This window comes from Micromonospora sp. NPDC006431, assembly GCF_042870725.1.
Lineage (GTDB): Bacteria > Actinomycetota > Actinomycetes > Mycobacteriales > Micromonosporaceae > Micromonospora.
In genome coordinates this window covers 285,291-298,630 of record NZ_JBIAHQ010000006.1, presented here as the reverse complement: position 1 = coordinate 298,630, position 13,340 = coordinate 285,291, and the positions used below count along the sequence as shown (strand labels likewise).

General features: G+C 74.0%; 16 protein-coding genes. 5 read left to right on the top strand and 11 right to left on the bottom strand.

Going from position 1 to position 13,340, the window contains the following annotated elements; all coding sequences use genetic code 11:
• The first annotated feature begins 8 nt into the window (after window positions 1–8).
• Window positions 9–908: a GNAT family N-acetyltransferase gene (locus ACFYM6_RS14635; RefSeq protein ID WP_387275524.1), complete on the top strand. Its 900-nt coding sequence runs from the start codon at window positions 9–11 to the stop codon at window positions 906–908.
• 44 nt (window positions 909–952) lie between these two features.
• Here the strand turns inward: ACFYM6_RS14635 and ACFYM6_RS14630 are convergent, their stop codons facing one another.
• Window positions 953–1,738, bottom strand: coding sequence for an EI24 domain-containing protein (locus ACFYM6_RS14630; RefSeq protein ID WP_387275522.1), 786 nt, complete (start codon window positions 1,736–1,738; stop codon window positions 953–955).
• 64 nt (window positions 1,739–1,802) lie between these two features.
• On the opposite strand from ACFYM6_RS14630, the gene ACFYM6_RS14625 reads away from it, so the two are divergent.
• Window positions 1,803–2,834: a helix-turn-helix transcriptional regulator gene (locus ACFYM6_RS14625; protein ID WP_387275520.1), complete on the top strand. Its 1,032-nt coding sequence runs from the start codon at window positions 1,803–1,805 to the stop codon at window positions 2,832–2,834.
• Here ACFYM6_RS14625 and ACFYM6_RS14620 read toward each other — a convergent pair.
• The gene (locus ACFYM6_RS14620) at window positions 2,818–3,732 is read right to left on the bottom strand and encodes an SDR family oxidoreductase (protein ID WP_387275518.1); all 915 of its coding nucleotides are present in this window, start codon (window positions 3,730–3,732) and stop codon (window positions 2,818–2,820) included. The two genes, ACFYM6_RS14625 and ACFYM6_RS14620, sit on opposite strands and share 17 nt — an antisense overlap.
• A gap of 77 nt (window positions 3,733–3,809) precedes the next feature.
• Here ACFYM6_RS14620 and ACFYM6_RS14615 point away from each other — a divergent pair, with 77 nt between their 5' ends.
• Window positions 3,810–4,496 (top strand): DNA polymerase beta superfamily protein, encoded by a 687-nt coding sequence (locus ACFYM6_RS14615; RefSeq protein WP_387275585.1) that lies wholly within the window; start codon window positions 3,810–3,812, stop codon window positions 4,494–4,496.
• 72 nt (window positions 4,497–4,568) lie between these two features.
• Here the strand turns inward: ACFYM6_RS14615 and ACFYM6_RS14610 are convergent, their stop codons facing one another.
• The 5 genes from ACFYM6_RS14610 to ACFYM6_RS14590 all read right to left on the bottom strand — a co-directional run bounded on the left by ACFYM6_RS14610 (window position 4,569) and on the right by ACFYM6_RS14590 (window position 7,883).
• Window positions 4,569–5,306 (bottom strand): alanyl-tRNA editing protein, encoded by a 738-nt coding sequence (locus ACFYM6_RS14610; protein WP_387275516.1) that lies wholly within the window; start codon window positions 5,304–5,306, stop codon window positions 4,569–4,571.
• Window positions 5,307–5,316: 10 nt separating this feature from the next.
• Window positions 5,317–6,204: an alpha/beta fold hydrolase gene (locus ACFYM6_RS14605; protein WP_387275514.1), complete on the bottom strand. Its 888-nt coding sequence runs from the start codon at window positions 6,202–6,204 to the stop codon at window positions 5,317–5,319.
• Complete coding sequence (locus ACFYM6_RS14600) at window positions 6,201–6,521, bottom strand: DUF2516 family protein (protein WP_073834475.1); 321 nt, start codon at window positions 6,519–6,521, stop codon at window positions 6,201–6,203. The genes ACFYM6_RS14605 and ACFYM6_RS14600 overlap by 4 nt, the downstream gene beginning before the upstream one ends.
• A gap of 73 nt (window positions 6,522–6,594) precedes the next feature.
• Window positions 6,595–7,254, bottom strand: a complete 660-nt coding sequence (locus ACFYM6_RS14595; protein WP_387275512.1) for a hypothetical protein — start codon at window positions 7,252–7,254, stop codon at window positions 6,595–6,597.
• Complete coding sequence (locus tag ACFYM6_RS14590; RefSeq protein ID WP_387275510.1) at window positions 7,251–7,883, bottom strand: helix-turn-helix domain-containing protein; 633 nt, start codon at window positions 7,881–7,883, stop codon at window positions 7,251–7,253. Before ACFYM6_RS14590 ends, ACFYM6_RS14595 begins: the two co-directional genes overlap by 4 nt.
• 111 nt (window positions 7,884–7,994) lie before the next feature.
• Between ACFYM6_RS14590 and ACFYM6_RS14585 the strand changes: the two genes are divergently transcribed.
• Window positions 7,995–8,792, top strand: a complete 798-nt coding sequence (locus tag ACFYM6_RS14585) for an alpha/beta fold hydrolase (protein WP_387275508.1) — start codon at window positions 7,995–7,997, stop codon at window positions 8,790–8,792.
• Window positions 8,793–8,808: 16 nt separating this feature from the next.
• Here ACFYM6_RS14585 and ACFYM6_RS14580 read toward each other — a convergent pair whose 3' ends face one another.
• From ACFYM6_RS14580 to ACFYM6_RS14565, 4 genes are all read right to left on the bottom strand, one after another.
• The gene (locus tag ACFYM6_RS14580; RefSeq protein ID WP_387275506.1) at window positions 8,809–9,768 is read right to left on the bottom strand and encodes an asparaginase; all 960 of its coding nucleotides are present in this window, start codon (window positions 9,766–9,768) and stop codon (window positions 8,809–8,811) included.
• Between the two features lie 94 nt (window positions 9,769–9,862).
• Window positions 9,863–10,690, bottom strand: coding sequence for a 3-keto-5-aminohexanoate cleavage protein (locus ACFYM6_RS14575; RefSeq protein WP_387275504.1), 828 nt, complete (start codon window positions 10,688–10,690; stop codon window positions 9,863–9,865).
• A gap of 125 nt (window positions 10,691–10,815) precedes the next feature.
• Complete coding sequence (locus tag ACFYM6_RS14570; protein WP_387275502.1) at window positions 10,816–11,928, bottom strand: YgfZ/GcvT domain-containing protein; 1,113 nt, start codon at window positions 11,926–11,928, stop codon at window positions 10,816–10,818.
• The gene (locus tag ACFYM6_RS14565; RefSeq protein WP_073834482.1) at window positions 11,925–12,353 is read right to left on the bottom strand and encodes a Fur family transcriptional regulator; all 429 of its coding nucleotides are present in this window, start codon (window positions 12,351–12,353) and stop codon (window positions 11,925–11,927) included. The genes ACFYM6_RS14570 and ACFYM6_RS14565 overlap by 4 nt, the downstream gene beginning before the upstream one ends.
• Window positions 12,354–12,422: 69 nt before the next feature.
• Between ACFYM6_RS14565 and ACFYM6_RS14560 the strand changes: the two genes are divergently transcribed.
• Complete coding sequence (locus tag ACFYM6_RS14560) at window positions 12,423–13,289, top strand: aminotransferase class IV (protein WP_387275500.1); 867 nt, start codon at window positions 12,423–12,425, stop codon at window positions 13,287–13,289.
• The last annotated feature ends 51 nt before the right edge of the window (window positions 13,290–13,340 follow it).

The following is a 13,340-nucleotide window of genomic DNA, read 5'->3' as shown; positions in this document are numbered from 1 at the left end:
GTCGGCCCGTGCCTTTGATCCGTCCCGCCCGCCCCGACGACGCGCCAGGCGTCGTGGCCCTCCGCGCGGTCGTACACCCGTACCTGGTCCGCGGCGTCGAGTCGACCCGGCGCATGATCGCCCAGCCGCCGCCCGAGGAGGACTGGACCGCCTGGGTGGCCGAGGCGGACGGGCAGGTGGTCGGCTGGGCGTCGGCGTACCGGAACAGCCAGACCTCGGAGCCGGACGTCGGAGAGATCTCCACCCTGCACGTACATCCGGCGCACCGGGGTCAGGGTGCCGGCACCGCGCTCCTGGAGGCCGCGCTCGGTCACCTGCGCGTCATCGGCGCACGGCGGGTGCTCACCTGGTCCCAGCCCGAGTCCCTGCCGTTCGCCCGCCGGCACGGCTTCACGCCCAGCCGGGAGCTGCGCTACTCCGCGCTCGACCTACAGCCGGCCCCGCCGATGCCCGAGCCGCCGCCAGGCGTACGGCTGCTCCCGGCCGCCGAACTGGACCCGCGCCGGATCCACCAGGTGGACGCCGAGTCGTCGCTGGACGAACCGGGCGACGTCCCGACAGACGCCATGGGCTACGACATCTGGCACCACGAGGTCTGGGACAACCCAGGGCTGGACCTGGCCGCCAGCACGGTGGCCGAGGTGGACGGCACGCTGGCCACGGTCAGCCTGGTCAAGCGGGACGGCGACCGGATGTGGTCGGCATTCACCGGCACGGTGCCCGGACACCGGGGCCGCGGCCTGGCCGGGCTGGTCAAGCGGGCCGCGCTGCACCGGGCCGCGCTCGGGGGCGTCCGCGTCGCATACACCTCGAACGACGGGGCGAACGCACCGATGCTGGCGGTCAACGCCCGGCTCGGCTACCGGCCGGTGGCCACCCAGTGGTCCTGCCTACGCGAACTCACCTGAGGCCGGCGGCGACCCGACGGCCCCCTGGCACGGCCCGGGGAGAGCTACTCGACGGACTGGCCGAGCGACCGGCGGGCGAGCAGGGTGGCGCCGGCGACGGCGGCCGGCATGACCAGCACCGCGCCGAGCGGGATCAGGAAGCACACGAAGACGGCCACGCCGAAGCCCAGGGTGGTCGGCCGGTCGGCCCTGAGCAGCGACCGGCGCTCCGGCAACCCCATCCCCCGGCGGTAGAAGGCCGCGCCGACCAACTCCAGGGCGAGGAACCAGCCACCCACCGCCGCGCCGAGCACCGGGACGACCGTCTGCCCAACCACCGGGATGAAGCCGGCCACGAAGAGCGGTACGCCGACCAGCACGGAGACCGCCAGCAGCCGCAGCGAGTCGATGATGCTGCGGCGCACCGAGGCCCAGAAGGGCACCTCGACCGCGCCCGGGGTGCCGCCGAGCCGGTCCTCGACCCGCTCGGAGATCTTCTCGTAGAACGGGTCGCCGACGGCCAGGGTGACCGCGGTGAAGGTGAGCACCCCGAGCAGGCCGGCGAGGCCCGCGATCGCCAGCCCGGCGATCACCCGCACCAGGCCCCGCCAGGCCCCCGACCAGTCGTCCGCGAACGGGGTGACCAGCGCGGCGAGGTCGTCCACGAAATACAGCAGGGTGGCGAAGGCGGCGACGAAGAGCACGCCGGAGATGAGCGCCGGGACGACGCCGAGCAGCATCAGCCCGGGGCTGCGGACGTAGAGGCCGAGGCCGCGCAGCAGCAGGCCGGCGCCGGCGAGGAAGCGGGTGGCGGCGCCGGTCACGGGCGCGGCGAGGCGGGGTACGTCCACGACCGGACAGCGTAGTCGTCGCCTGCGGCAACCCTGGTCGCGCGAACTCGGGCAGGATGATCGGATGCGTGCCTCCCGGCTGATCTCCCTCGTGCTGCTGCTGCAGTCGCGGGAGACGATGACCGCGGCCGAACTGGCCCGCGAGCTGGAGGTCTCCGAGCGCACCGTCTACCGGGACGTGCTGGCGCTCTCCGCCGCCGGGGTGCCGGTCTACGCGGACCGGGGCCGGGCCGGCGGCTACCGCCTGCTGGGCGGCTACCGGACCCGGCTGACCGGGCTGACCCGGGACGAGGCGGAGGTGCTCTTCCTGGCCGGGCTGCCCGGACCGGCCGGCGACATGGGGCTGGCCGACGCGGTCGCCGCCGCCGAGCTGAAAGTGCTCGCCGCGCTCCCGCCGAGCCTCCGCGACGCGCCGGCCCGGACCGGGCAGCGATTCCACCTCGACGTGCCGGGCTGGTTCCGGCAGAGCGAGCCACCCCCATGGCTGACCGAGCTGGCCCGGGCGGTCTGGCGGGACCGGGTGGTCGAGCTGCGCTACCGCCGGGGCGAGCGGGAGGTGACCCGCACCGTCCAGCCGTACGGGCTGGTGCTGAAGAGCGGGGTCTGGTATCTGGTCGGCCGGGTCGGCGACGGGTTCCGGACGTACCGGGTGGACCGGGTGGTCGGCGTCGAGGTGGGCGGGGGGACCTTCGACCGGGACGAGGGCTTCGACCTGGGGGCGTACTGGCGGGAGCAGGCCGAGGCGTTCCTGCGGGACATGCTCCGCGCCGAGGTCAAGGTCCGGCTCAGCCCCGCCGGCCTGCGCGCGCTCCGGCACCTCGCCGACGCCCCCTTCGTGTACGACGAGGCGGTCGGCGCCGCCGAGGGACCCGACGGGCAGGGTCGGACGGTGCTCCGGCTGCCCGTCGAGTCCGTCGAGGTGGCGTACGCCCAACTGCTCTCGCTCGGCCCAGAGGTGGAGGTGCTCGACCCGCCGGAGCTGCGCGAGCGGTTCGCCGAAGCGGCCCGTCGCGCGGCCGCGCTCTACCTCGAGCCGGACCTGGCGGCGTCGGCAGGGCTCGGCACCGCCGCGCCGGCGGTCAGCGGTAACCGGTGACGTCGGCCGGCTTCCCCCGGTCCTGCACCTCGACCAGATAGCGCCAGGCATCGGGACGGCTGCCGTCGAGGTCGGTGAAGCCGTACACCTGGGCTAGCTCGCCGCTGGAGACGGACCTTCCGTTCCACCGGGCCCGGTCCTGGTCGGCGGCGAGGGCCGCAACCGCGCGTCCGACGAACGCGGGCGTCTCCGAGATGGCGAAGTGCGGTTGCTTCTCCAGGGCGTCCTGCCAGTTCTCCTCGGTGACGCCGAACAGCTCCAGCATGTTCTCGGAACGCAGCCATCCGGGGGTGAGCGCGACCGCGGTTGCGCCGTGCTGGCGCAGCTCATGGGCCTGGGCGAACGCCAGCCGGTTCACCGCGGTCTTCGCCAGGTCGTAGAAGAACGAGACCCGGTAGTTCGACGCGTTGTACTCGGTGGTGCCGTCGCCGACCTCCACGACCAGGCCGCCGGGGTTGCGCACCAGCAGCTTCAGCGCGAAGTGACTGGTGATGATGTGCGTGTCGATGGCGAGCCGGAGCGCGTGCAGACCGTCATCGAGCGGCTGCTCCCAGAGCGGCGTCTCCCAGGCGATGAACGGCTCGGCGCCCCAGATGTCGTTGACCAGCACGTCCAGCCGGCCCTGCTCGGCGTCGATCCGGTCGACCAGGCGGCGTACCTGGTCGGGGTCGAGGTGGTCGACGGGGACCGCGATGCCGGTGCCCCCGGCGGCCGTGACCAGCTCGGCCGTCTCCTCGATGGTCTCCGGCCGGTCCATCTCGGAGCGGCGCTCCCGGGTGCTGCGGCCGGTGGCGTAGACGGTCGCCCCGGCGGCACCGAGCTGGACGGCGATCTGCCGGCCGGCGCCCCGGGTCGCCCCGGCGACGAGTGCGATGTTCCCTGTCAGCGGTTGGCTCATGCCGACGACGATGGCAGCGATACCTGACAACGGAAGTCCGGTTTCCGGTGTGCACCGGATCCGCCATCATGACCGGCATGCACCTGCTGCTCTCCGGGATCGTCGGCTCGGTCGCGTACGGGCTGGCCGGACCAGGCTCGGACGTGGACCGAATCGGCGTGTTCGCCGCTCCGACCGTCGCCTTCCACGGTCTGCACCCGCCCCGGGAATCGGTGGTCACCACCGAGCCGGACGTCACGCAACACGAGGCGGCGAAATACTGTCGTCTCGCGTTGAGCGGCAACCCGACCGCCACCGAGCTGATGTGGCTGCCGGACGACTGCTACGAGACGCGGACGGAGTTCGGCGAGCGCCTGATCGCCATCCGCTCGGCCTTCCTCAGCGCCCCCCGGGTCCGGGACGCCTACCTCGGTTACGCCACCCAACAGTTCCGGAAGCTGGCCGGGCGAAACTCGTCAACGGGTGGCCGGCGGCGGTCGGCGAAGCACGCCCGGCACCTGGCCCGGCTGCTGCACCAGGGCCGGGTGCTCTACGCGACCGGGGTGCTGGAGATCCGGCTGGCCGACCCGGAGTGGTTCCGGGCGTTCGGCGAGCGGGTCGCGGGCGGCGCGCTGGACGAGGCGGAGGCGCTGGTCACGGCGGCCGAGCGGGACTTCGAACAGATCCGTACGCCGCTCCCGGATCGGCCCGACGAGGAGACCGTGGAACGCTGGCTGCTCGACGTCCGGGCCGCCCACCTGCCGCCCGAGCTGCTCGCACGCTGACGGAGCGGTGCGGCAACCAGCCCAACGTCTGATCCCACGGCTCCCGGCGGGCAGCACGCGCCGGGAGTCGCGTCAGTCCACCAGGCGGACGCGGACCCGGCGGTTGGCCCGGCCCTTGCTCTCCACCTTGACCACCTGGACCTTGCCGATCTGGGCGGTGGAGGCGACGTGGGTGCCCCCGTCGGCCTGCACGTCCAGCCCGACGATGTCGACGATCCGGACCTCCTGCTCGTCCGCCGGGATCAGATTGGACTGGGTACGGATGATGTCCGGCAGGGCCAGCGCCTCCGCCCGGGGCAGCACCCGCACGGCGACCGACCGGTCGGCGGCCACCTCGGCGTTGACCAGCTCCTCGATCCGCGACTTGAAGTCCGGCGGCACCTCGGGGAGGTTGAAATCCATCCGCGCCTCCCCAGGTTCCATATTTCCACCCGTTACGAGCGCGCCGAAGTCCCGGAAGACCACCCCGCAGAGCACGTGCAGGCCGGAGTGGGTACGCATCAGCATGGTCCGCCGGACGTCCTCGACCGCGCCGGTGACGGCGGTGCCGACCGGCGGCAGCGGGTCACCCTCGGCCGGGATGAGCCAGAGGTCGTCGCCCTTGCGGGTGCCCACGATCCGGGTCTGCACCCCCTGCCAGAGCAGCACCCCGTGGTCCGGCGGCTGCCCACCGCCGCCCGGATAGAAGGCCGACCGGTCCAGCACGATGCCCTGCTCGGGATCGGCCGCCAGCACCGTGCACGTCCACTCCCGCAGGGTGGGGTCGGCAAGGTCGAGGCGATGCGTACGGCCGTGGTGTGTGACGCCCATGCCGGGCAGGTTACCCGTTGAGGAACGTCGAGATCCGGTCCCGCAGGTCGGCGCGTTCCGACCAGAGGACGCCCGGCCGGTCGTACACGTGCAGGGTGGCCTGCGGGAGCGCGGCGGCCAACTGCTCGGCGACCGTCACCGGGTGCAGGTCGTCGCCGGCGCAGCCGATCACCAGCGCCGGAGCGGTGACCCCGGCGAGCGCGTCGGCGGTCCGCAGCGGGGCCTGGTCCGGCAGGCTGGCCAGCCCCGGCGCGAGCCCGTCCCGGAGCAGCTGGTCCAGCCGTTGCCGCAGGTACGCCCAGCCGGCCGGGCTGTTGCGGACGGCCGGCGGCAGTTCCAGCGACACCACGTCGGCCAGGGCGGAGGCGTCCCCGTCCGCCACCGCGTCGAGCAGGTCGGTCAGCCGGGCCCGGGCCACCTCGCCGCGCGGGCTGTCCAGCACGGCGGGGAGGAAGAAGACCAGCTTCTCGAAGCGTTCGGGGCTCTCGGCGAGCAGCCGGCACAGCGCGCCGGCGCCCAGGCTCGCCCCGAAGGCCCGGGCGGCGCCGCCGAGGTCGGCGATCGCCCGCAGGTCGCGGGCCAGGTCGAGGTAGTTCCACGGCCCGGGCGGCGAGTCGGAGCGGCCGTGCCCGCGGAACTGGAAGAAGATCTTGCGGCCGGTGACCCCGCTGCCGAACGGGCGGGTGGTGGCGATCCCGTTGCCGAGCCCGTGGGCGAACACGGTCACCGGGTCACCAGCGCCGGTGACCAGCCGCTCCAGCCGTACGCCGTGGGGGGTGGCGACCAGCTCGGTCTCCGGTTCGGGCAGCGCCGGCCGGCCGGTGCGGGGCCCGCCGGGTCCCGGCCCCCAGGTGCGGGGACCGCCGTCCGGCGGCGGGGGCCAGCGGAAACTCCTCACCAGGAACCTCGGCCGTCGTGCAGGTCACGCAAGCCGACCCGGACGTCCAGCAGATAGATCAGACCCGCCGCGATGCCGATCAGGGTGAAGATGCTCAGCACCCCACCCCCGACCCCGAGCAGGGTGAGCACCAGGCAGACCGCCAGGATGGCGATCCAGCCGCCCTTGGGCAGGGTGCCGATCGCGGCGAACGCGTCGGAGCGCTGGGTGATCGCATGGACCAGGGCGACAGCCTCGATGACCAGGGCGAAGACGAGCAGGATCAGCTCGATCACGTAGCGGACTTCGAACGCGAAGATCGGCGCGGCGTAGGCCATGCCGGCAAGCTTATGCCGAGACCCCGGAAAACGTCCTACAGGACGCTGTCCAGGGTCTCGGTCCCGGTTCGACTCACTCGGCCGCGGGGCGGGTCCGCTTCGTGGTCTTCGGCAGCTTCGCCGACGGGGTCGCCGGCTTCGCCGCGGTGGCCCTGGTGGCGGTGGCCTTGGTGGCCCGGGTGCGCTTCACGGCGGCCGGCTTGGCCTCGGCGGCCTCGGCCACCTCGGCCGGGGTCGGCACCTCGGCCGGCTTGGCGGCCGGCGTGGTGGCGGCCCCGGTCGCCTCGATGTCGGCGTTCACCGTGTCCGCGGCCTCCAGCACGCCCGCACCGACGACCCGCTCACCGCGGGCGACCAGCTCGGCGTACGCGGCCACGGCCCGGGCCGACGCGGCCTGGGCCCGCTCCTGGGCACCGGCCAGGACGGCGGCGGCGTTGCGGCCGGCGGCCTCACGGAACTTGTCCAGGTCGAGGTCGGTCGGGACGGCCTTCTCCCGCAGCCCGGTCGCGGTTGCGGTCTTCAGCGTCTCGTTGGCGCTCTTCAGCGTCTCGGTGGCCTTCTGGCGCAGCTCGACGCCGGTCACGACAGCCTTGCCGCCGAATTCGGCGACGACCCGGGTGCCAAGATCGCTGACCACGGTGGGCAGCTTGCGGAGCTGCTCGAGGGCCAGCTCGCCGGCGCCGGCGGCGGCGTAGAGCGGGGCCGGAATGCGGTTGGTCTTCGGCTGGGTCATGACTTCTCCTCCTCGGCCGCACCGGCGGCCTTCCGGACCACCCGGTGGGCGGTCTTCTTCTCGGGATCGGCGGCGGTCGGGGCGGGCGCGGGACCCGCCTCGGTGACGGCGACCGACTCGAGGACGCCCTCGGTCGGCGTGCCGTCCGACGTCGCGGGGCCAGCGGTGGCCGGCGTGATGGTGGCCGCGGTCGGCGGCACCTCGCCCGGCGCGCCGGCCGATGGGGTCGGCTCGGTGGCCGGGGCCGGCTCGGCGGCGCCCTGCGCCGCGGCGGTCGCCTCGGCGAGCCGGGCGTTCTCCCGGCGGAACGTCTCATAGATCTGGGTGAGGGACTGTTTCTGAGCCATGGTCAGCTCGGGGTCGACGGCGATCGCCGCGAGCACGCCCTGCCCTTCCTTGGCGTCCAGCAGCCCGGCGCGCAAATACATCGCCGGGGTCGAGACGCGCAGCGCGCTGGCGAGCTGCTGGAGCACCTCGGCGCTCGGCTTGCGCAGTCCGCGCTCGATCTGGCTGAGGTACGGATTGCTGACGCCGGCCTGCTCGGCGAGCTGCCGCAGGGAGATCTTCGCGTTGCGGCGCAGATCGCGAATGAACCCGCCGACGTCGGGTAGGTCCTTACCGGTGGCCATGACTCCACGCTAGCGCGGGGTGCTAGCTACTGCAAGCAGAATGCTAGCCAGAGTTAGCAGGGTCTCAGATAGCCGGTTGCGCCCCGGCTGTCGGGTCCGTACGGTTCCCCCGTGTCCAAGATCGACGTGAATGATGCGATGCTCGCGTACGACGAGGCCGGCAGCGGCAGCCCGGTGGTGCTGATCCACGCCGGCATCGCCGACCGGCGGATGTGGCGGGGCCAGCTGCCCGCGCTCGCCACCCGGCATCGGGTGATCGTCCCCGACCTGCGCGGCTACGGCGAATCCGAGCTGCCCCCGAGCCCGTTCGCGCACCACGACGACGTGATCGGGCTGCTGGACGCCCTGGGCGTGGCGCGGGCCGCCCTGGTGGGCTGCTCGTTCGGCGGCAAGGTGGCGATGGACACCGCGTTGGCCTATCCGGACCGGGTCTCCGCGCTGGCCCTGTTCGGCGCCCCGGTCTCCGGCACCGAGTGGTCCGAGGAGACCGAACAGCTCTGGGACGAGCTGGTCGGCGAGGCGGACCCCGAGGACTTCGCCGCGACCGCGGCCGGCGAGGTGCGGTTCTGGGTGGTCGGCCCGACCCGCCGCCCGGAGGACGTCGATCCGGAGCTGATCCGGTTCGCCGACGAGATGGACCGGCGGGCACTCGCCGCCGAGCTGGCCCTCAGCGCCGTCGAGGTGAGCGAACTCGACCCGCCGGCGATCGACCGGCTGGGTGAGCTGGCCATGCCGGTGCTGGTCGGCACCGGCGCGGACGACCTCGCGGACCTCCGCCGGCTCGCCGACCGGATCGCCGCCGAGGCCCCGCAGGGGGTGCGCCTACCGGACGTCCCGGACGCCGCCCACCTGCTGCCGCTCGAACGCCCCGAACCGGTCAACGCCGCCCTGCTCGACTTCCTGCCCTGAGCCGCCGCCGCGTGCGTCACCAGACGGCGCGGACCGCACCGACCGGCAGGCCGCCGCCGAGCAGCGGCAGCTCGGCGTACTCGGCCAGCACCGGGGCCTCGACGCCGAGCCGGCGCAGCGCGCTCACCAGCACCGGCATCCGGGCCCGCCCGGCGCCATCGTCGATCTTGAGAGCCACCGCGCCGATCCCAGGGACCGCCGCCGCGATGACGCCCTCCGCGCCGACCTTCGCCAGCAGCCCGGGTACGCCGCGCATCAGCCGGGTGTCGTCCGCCTGGGTGCCGCCCACCAGTTCCGGGTACGCCCGCATGGCGTCGGCCACGGTCCGCTCGGCGGTGCCGGGCTCGGCGGAGACCAGCCGCAGGTACGCCCGGGCCAGCCCGGCCAGCGAGACGGCGAGCACCGGCGCGCCGCAGCCGTCCACGCCGACGGCCGCCACCCTCTCCCCGGTGCACTCCTCGACGGCGGCCGTCAGCCGCTGCTGGAGCGGGTGCTCGGGCCGCCAGTAGCCGTCCAGTGGCCAGCCGGCGGCGAGGCAGGTCAGCAGCATCCCGGTGTGCTTGCCGGAGCAGTTCATCCGGGTCCGCGTCGGCCCGCCCCCGGCCCGCAGCACCGCCTCCCGCGCGGCCTCGCCGACCGGCAGGTCCGGCGGGCAGTGCAGCGCCTCATCGGTCAGGCCGCCGCCGCGCAGCAGCGCGGTGACCCGCTCCACATGGAACTCCTCGCCGGCGTGGCTGGCCGAGACCAGCGCCACGTCGGCCGGTTCGGTCAGCGGCAGGCCGGCCCGGAGCATCCCGATCGCCTGCATCGGCTTGTTGGACGAGCGGGGGAAGATCGGCGAGGTCGGGTCCCCCGCCCCGGCCACCGGCGCGCCGGCGGCGTCGAGCACCGCCGCGGAACCACGGTGGACGCCCTCCACGAACCCGGACCGGACCACCTCGGCGAGCGGCACGCCGCCCTCGTACGTCTTTCCCACGACGTGGACGGTACCGACGGGTTCGGCGGGCCCGTCACCCGGGTGACCAGCGGCGTCGACCGCGGGCGTACAGGGGTGTGGGGCTTGCCGCGGCTTACATGCCGAGGAGCTGCCGGGCCTCGGTGGTGGTCAGCGGCGGGCGCTGGGCGAGCTGGGCGAAGCCGACTGCCCGGGCGACCAGTTGCATGTTGGACTCGACCGGCCGGCCCTTGGCGTAGGTGACCGTGTCCTCCATGCCGACCCGCAGGTGACCGCCGGCCGAGAGGGAGGCGAGCAGCACCGGGATGGTGCTGCGGCCGATCCCGGTGGCCGAGAAGGTGGTGCCCTCCGGCAGGTCGCGCAGCATCTGCTGGGCCGCGACCAGGGTCGCGGTGGTGCCCGGCATGCCGCCCGGCACGCCCATCACGAAGTCGACGTGCACGTGCCCGCCGTGCGGCAGGCCGTACTTGCCGAGCAGGCGCTGGAGGGCGGTGAGGTGGCCGAGGTCGAAGATCTCGTACTCGGGGACGATGCCCTTCTCCTGCATCCGGGTGTGCAGGGCGACGATGAACTCCCAGCGGTTGAGGAAGACGTCATCACCGAAGTTGACCGTGCCCATGGTGCAGGAGGCCATGTCCGGGCCGGCGTCCAGCACGGCCAGCCGGTCGGCCTCCGGGTCGGTCACCGCACCGCCGGAGGAGAGTTGCACGATCAGGTCGGTGGTCTCGCGCAGCGCCCCGACGGTCTCGCGCAGCCGCCCCTGGTCGAGGGTGGGCTTCGCCTCGTCGTCGCGGATGTGGACATGGATCACGGCGGCGCCGAGGGCCTCGCACTCCTTGGCGGTCAACAGCAGCTCGTCGAGAGTCACCGGCAGCGCCGGCACGTCCACCTTGGCCGACTCCGCACCGGTGGGGGCAACCGTGATCAACGTCCCAGTGGTCATGCTGGCGATCCTAGACGGCCCACCCGGCTCCGGTCGATGGCCGGGAGGCGGCCGGGCGGAAGAATCGTGCCTGTTGACCCATAGAACCGAAGGATTTCCGGCTTGCGACCCCCAGTAAGGCAGGCTTACGACGCGTCGATGGCGGCGGCCGTCTCGCCGACCAGCAGTCGGGCGTCGTCGGCGACGTTGCGCTTCACCACGGCGAGGGCGATCTGGCCCAGCTCGTAATGCTGCACCGCGGTGCCGACGAAACCGACCGTCCGGCCGTCCAGGGTCACCGGAGTGCCGGCGGCCGGCAGCTGGTCCGTGGTCACCCCGTCCAGGTGCAGCAGGACGAGCCGGCGCGGCGGCCTACCCAGGTTGTGCACCCGGGCCACCGTCTCCTGCCCCCGGTAGCAGCCCTTGTCGAGGTGTACGGCCGGCGCGATCAGGTCGACCTCGGCCGGGATGGTGCGGTGGTCGGTGTCCACCCCGGCCCGGGGCTGCCGGGCGGCCACCCGGATCGCCTCGTGCGCCCACAGCCCGGCCACCGGCACGCCGGCGCCCCGCAGCTCGTCCACCACCTGGGTCATCGCGTCGCGGGGCACCAGCAGGTCCACGCCGAGCGGCACCCGCCGGGCCCACCCGCCGAGCGGCAGCGGCCGGACGTCGTACACCACGGAGGGCCGCGCTGGCAGATCACCGGAGCGGAACTTCGGACCCGGCACCGCGACCACGTCCGGCGCGGCCAGCCCGGTGACGCCGAGGGTCTCGAGCGCGCCGGTGGCCTCCGGCCCGACCAGCGACAGCAGCGCGTGGTCGGCGGTGGCGTCGCGCGGCTCGACCTTGCTGAAGAACCGCATCTTCTCCAGGTACGACAGCAGCCCGCTGGCCATCCCCGGTTCGGTGTCCAGCCAGGTGGTCTCGCCGTCCTCGGCGACCATGGCGTGCTGCTCGATGTGCCCGTGCGGGGAGAGGACGAGCAGTTCGGTGCCCTGCCAGGCGCCCAGCCCGGCGAGGTGCTGGCTGGTCAGGGTGTGCAGCCAGCCGATCCGCTCCTCGCCCGGCACCGCCACCACGCCCCGGTGTGACCGGTCGACCAGGCCGACGCCGGTGGCCAGGGTGCGCTGCTCGCGCAGCGGGTCGCCGTAGTGGGCGGCCACCGGGCCGACCCCGGCCGCCCGGTGCACCGGCTCCGGCTGCTCCCGGGTCTCCTCGTCGATCGCCTCGGCGGCCACCGCTCCCGCGATGTCGATCATTTGCGTCCCCCGTCCTCGCACTGGCCGCAGACGCCGAAGAGCGCCACGTGCCCGATGTCCACCTGGAACCCCCGCTGCGCGGCCAACTGGTCGGCGAGCGGGCGGAGCAGCTCGGGCTCGATCTCGTCGATCGCGCCGCACTCCCGGCAGACCAGGTGGACGTGCTGGTGCTCGCCCGCCGCGTGGTAGGTCGGCGAGCCGTGGGACAGGTGGGTGTGTGTCACCAGCCCGAGCCGCTCCAGCAGCTCGAGCGTCCGATAGATGGTGGTGATGTTGACCCCGGCGGCCACCTCCCGGACCGCCGTGTGGACCTGCTCCGGCGTGGCGTGCCCCAGGTCCATGACCGCTTGCAGGACGAGCTGCCGCTGCGCCGTCAGCCGCAGCCCACGGGAGCGGAGCAGTTCCGCGAGGGAGGATTCGGACACCGTCCGATCATAGTTCGGCCGCCGCGCCGGTCCGGCCGCCGCGGTGGTACGCGGCTACCCTCGGCGCTCGTGGGAGCATCGCGGGTGGCCGTGCTGGGTCGCGGCGTCGTACCGGCCGGGGAGGCGGTGCTGCGTGGCGACGACCGGGGCGTGCTGCACGGGGACGGCCTCTTCGAGACCATGCACCTGCGCGGCGGGGAGCCCTGGCTGCGCGACGCCCACCTGGCCCGGCTGCGGGCCGGCGCGGCGGCGATCGCCCTGGCGCTCCCACCCGCCGACGCGCTGGTCGCGTTGCTCGACGAGATCCGGGCCGGCTGGCCGGCCGAGGTGGAGGGGGCGCTGCGGCTGGTCTGCACCCGGGGACCGGAGGGCGATGGCCCGCCGACCGTGTACGCCACGCTGGGCGAGGTGCCGGCCGAGGCCCGGCGGGCCCGGCGGGACGGGGTGACCGTCGCCACCCTGCCGCTCGGGGTGGCCGCCCGGTCCCGCCCCGAGTTGGGCTGGCTGCCGGTCGGTGTGAAGTCCACCTCGTACGCCCTGAGCACCGCGGCGCGCCGCTGGGCGGCCCGGGCCGGCGTGGACGACGTGCTCTGGGTCTCCACCGACGGCTACGTGCTGGAGGGGCCGAGCGCGAACGTGGTCTGGCTGGCCGGTACGACGCTGTGCACCGTGCCGGCGTCGGCCACCGGGGTGCTGCCCGGCGTGACCGCCCGCTGGCTCCTCGACCACGCCACCGAACTGGGCCTGACCGCCGAGGAACGCCTGGTCACCCCCGCCGAGCTGGCGACCGCCGACGGCGTATGGCTCACCTCGTCCCTCCGCGGCCTAGCCGAGATCCGCACCCTCGACGAAACCCCCCTCCCCCACCCCCCCACAACCCCCACCCTCCAGACCCTCCTAGGCTTCCCCCTCCCCCCCGCCGATCCACAGGGTTGATCATGAGGTTGGCGGCAAGATCGGAGATCGAGACCGCCGCCAACCTCATGA

What these genes read in the sequence shown, in the direction of transcription:
- ACFYM6_RS14625 (WP_387275520.1), top strand. Translation starts at nt 1,803, where the DNA reads ATGCGTGCCTCCCGGCTGATCTCCCTCGTGCTGCTGCTGCAGTCGCGG.
- ACFYM6_RS14620 (WP_387275518.1), bottom strand. Translation starts at nt 3,732, where the DNA reads ATGAGCCAACCGCTGACAGGGAACATCGCACTCGTCGCCGGGGCGACC.
- ACFYM6_RS14615 (WP_387275585.1), top strand. Translation starts at nt 3,810, where the DNA reads ATGCACCTGCTGCTCTCCGGGATCGTCGGCTCGGTCGCGTACGGGCTG.
- ACFYM6_RS14610 (WP_387275516.1), bottom strand. Translation starts at nt 5,306, where the DNA reads ATGGGCGTCACACACCACGGCCGTACGCATCGCCTCGACCTTGCCGAC.
- ACFYM6_RS14600 (WP_073834475.1), bottom strand. Translation starts at nt 6,521, where the DNA reads ATGGCCTACGCCGCGCCGATCTTCGCGTTCGAAGTCCGCTACGTGATC.
- ACFYM6_RS14595 (WP_387275512.1), bottom strand. Translation starts at nt 7,254, where the DNA reads ATGACCCAGCCGAAGACCAACCGCATTCCGGCCCCGCTCTACGCCGCC.
- ACFYM6_RS14590 (WP_387275510.1), bottom strand. Translation starts at nt 7,883, where the DNA reads ATGGCCACCGGTAAGGACCTACCCGACGTCGGCGGGTTCATTCGCGAT.
- ACFYM6_RS14575 (WP_387275504.1), bottom strand. Translation starts at nt 10,690, where the DNA reads ATGACCACTGGGACGTTGATCACGGTTGCCCCCACCGGTGCGGAGTCG.
- ACFYM6_RS14570 (WP_387275502.1), bottom strand. Translation starts at nt 11,928, where the DNA reads ATGATCGACATCGCGGGAGCGGTGGCCGCCGAGGCGATCGACGAGGAG.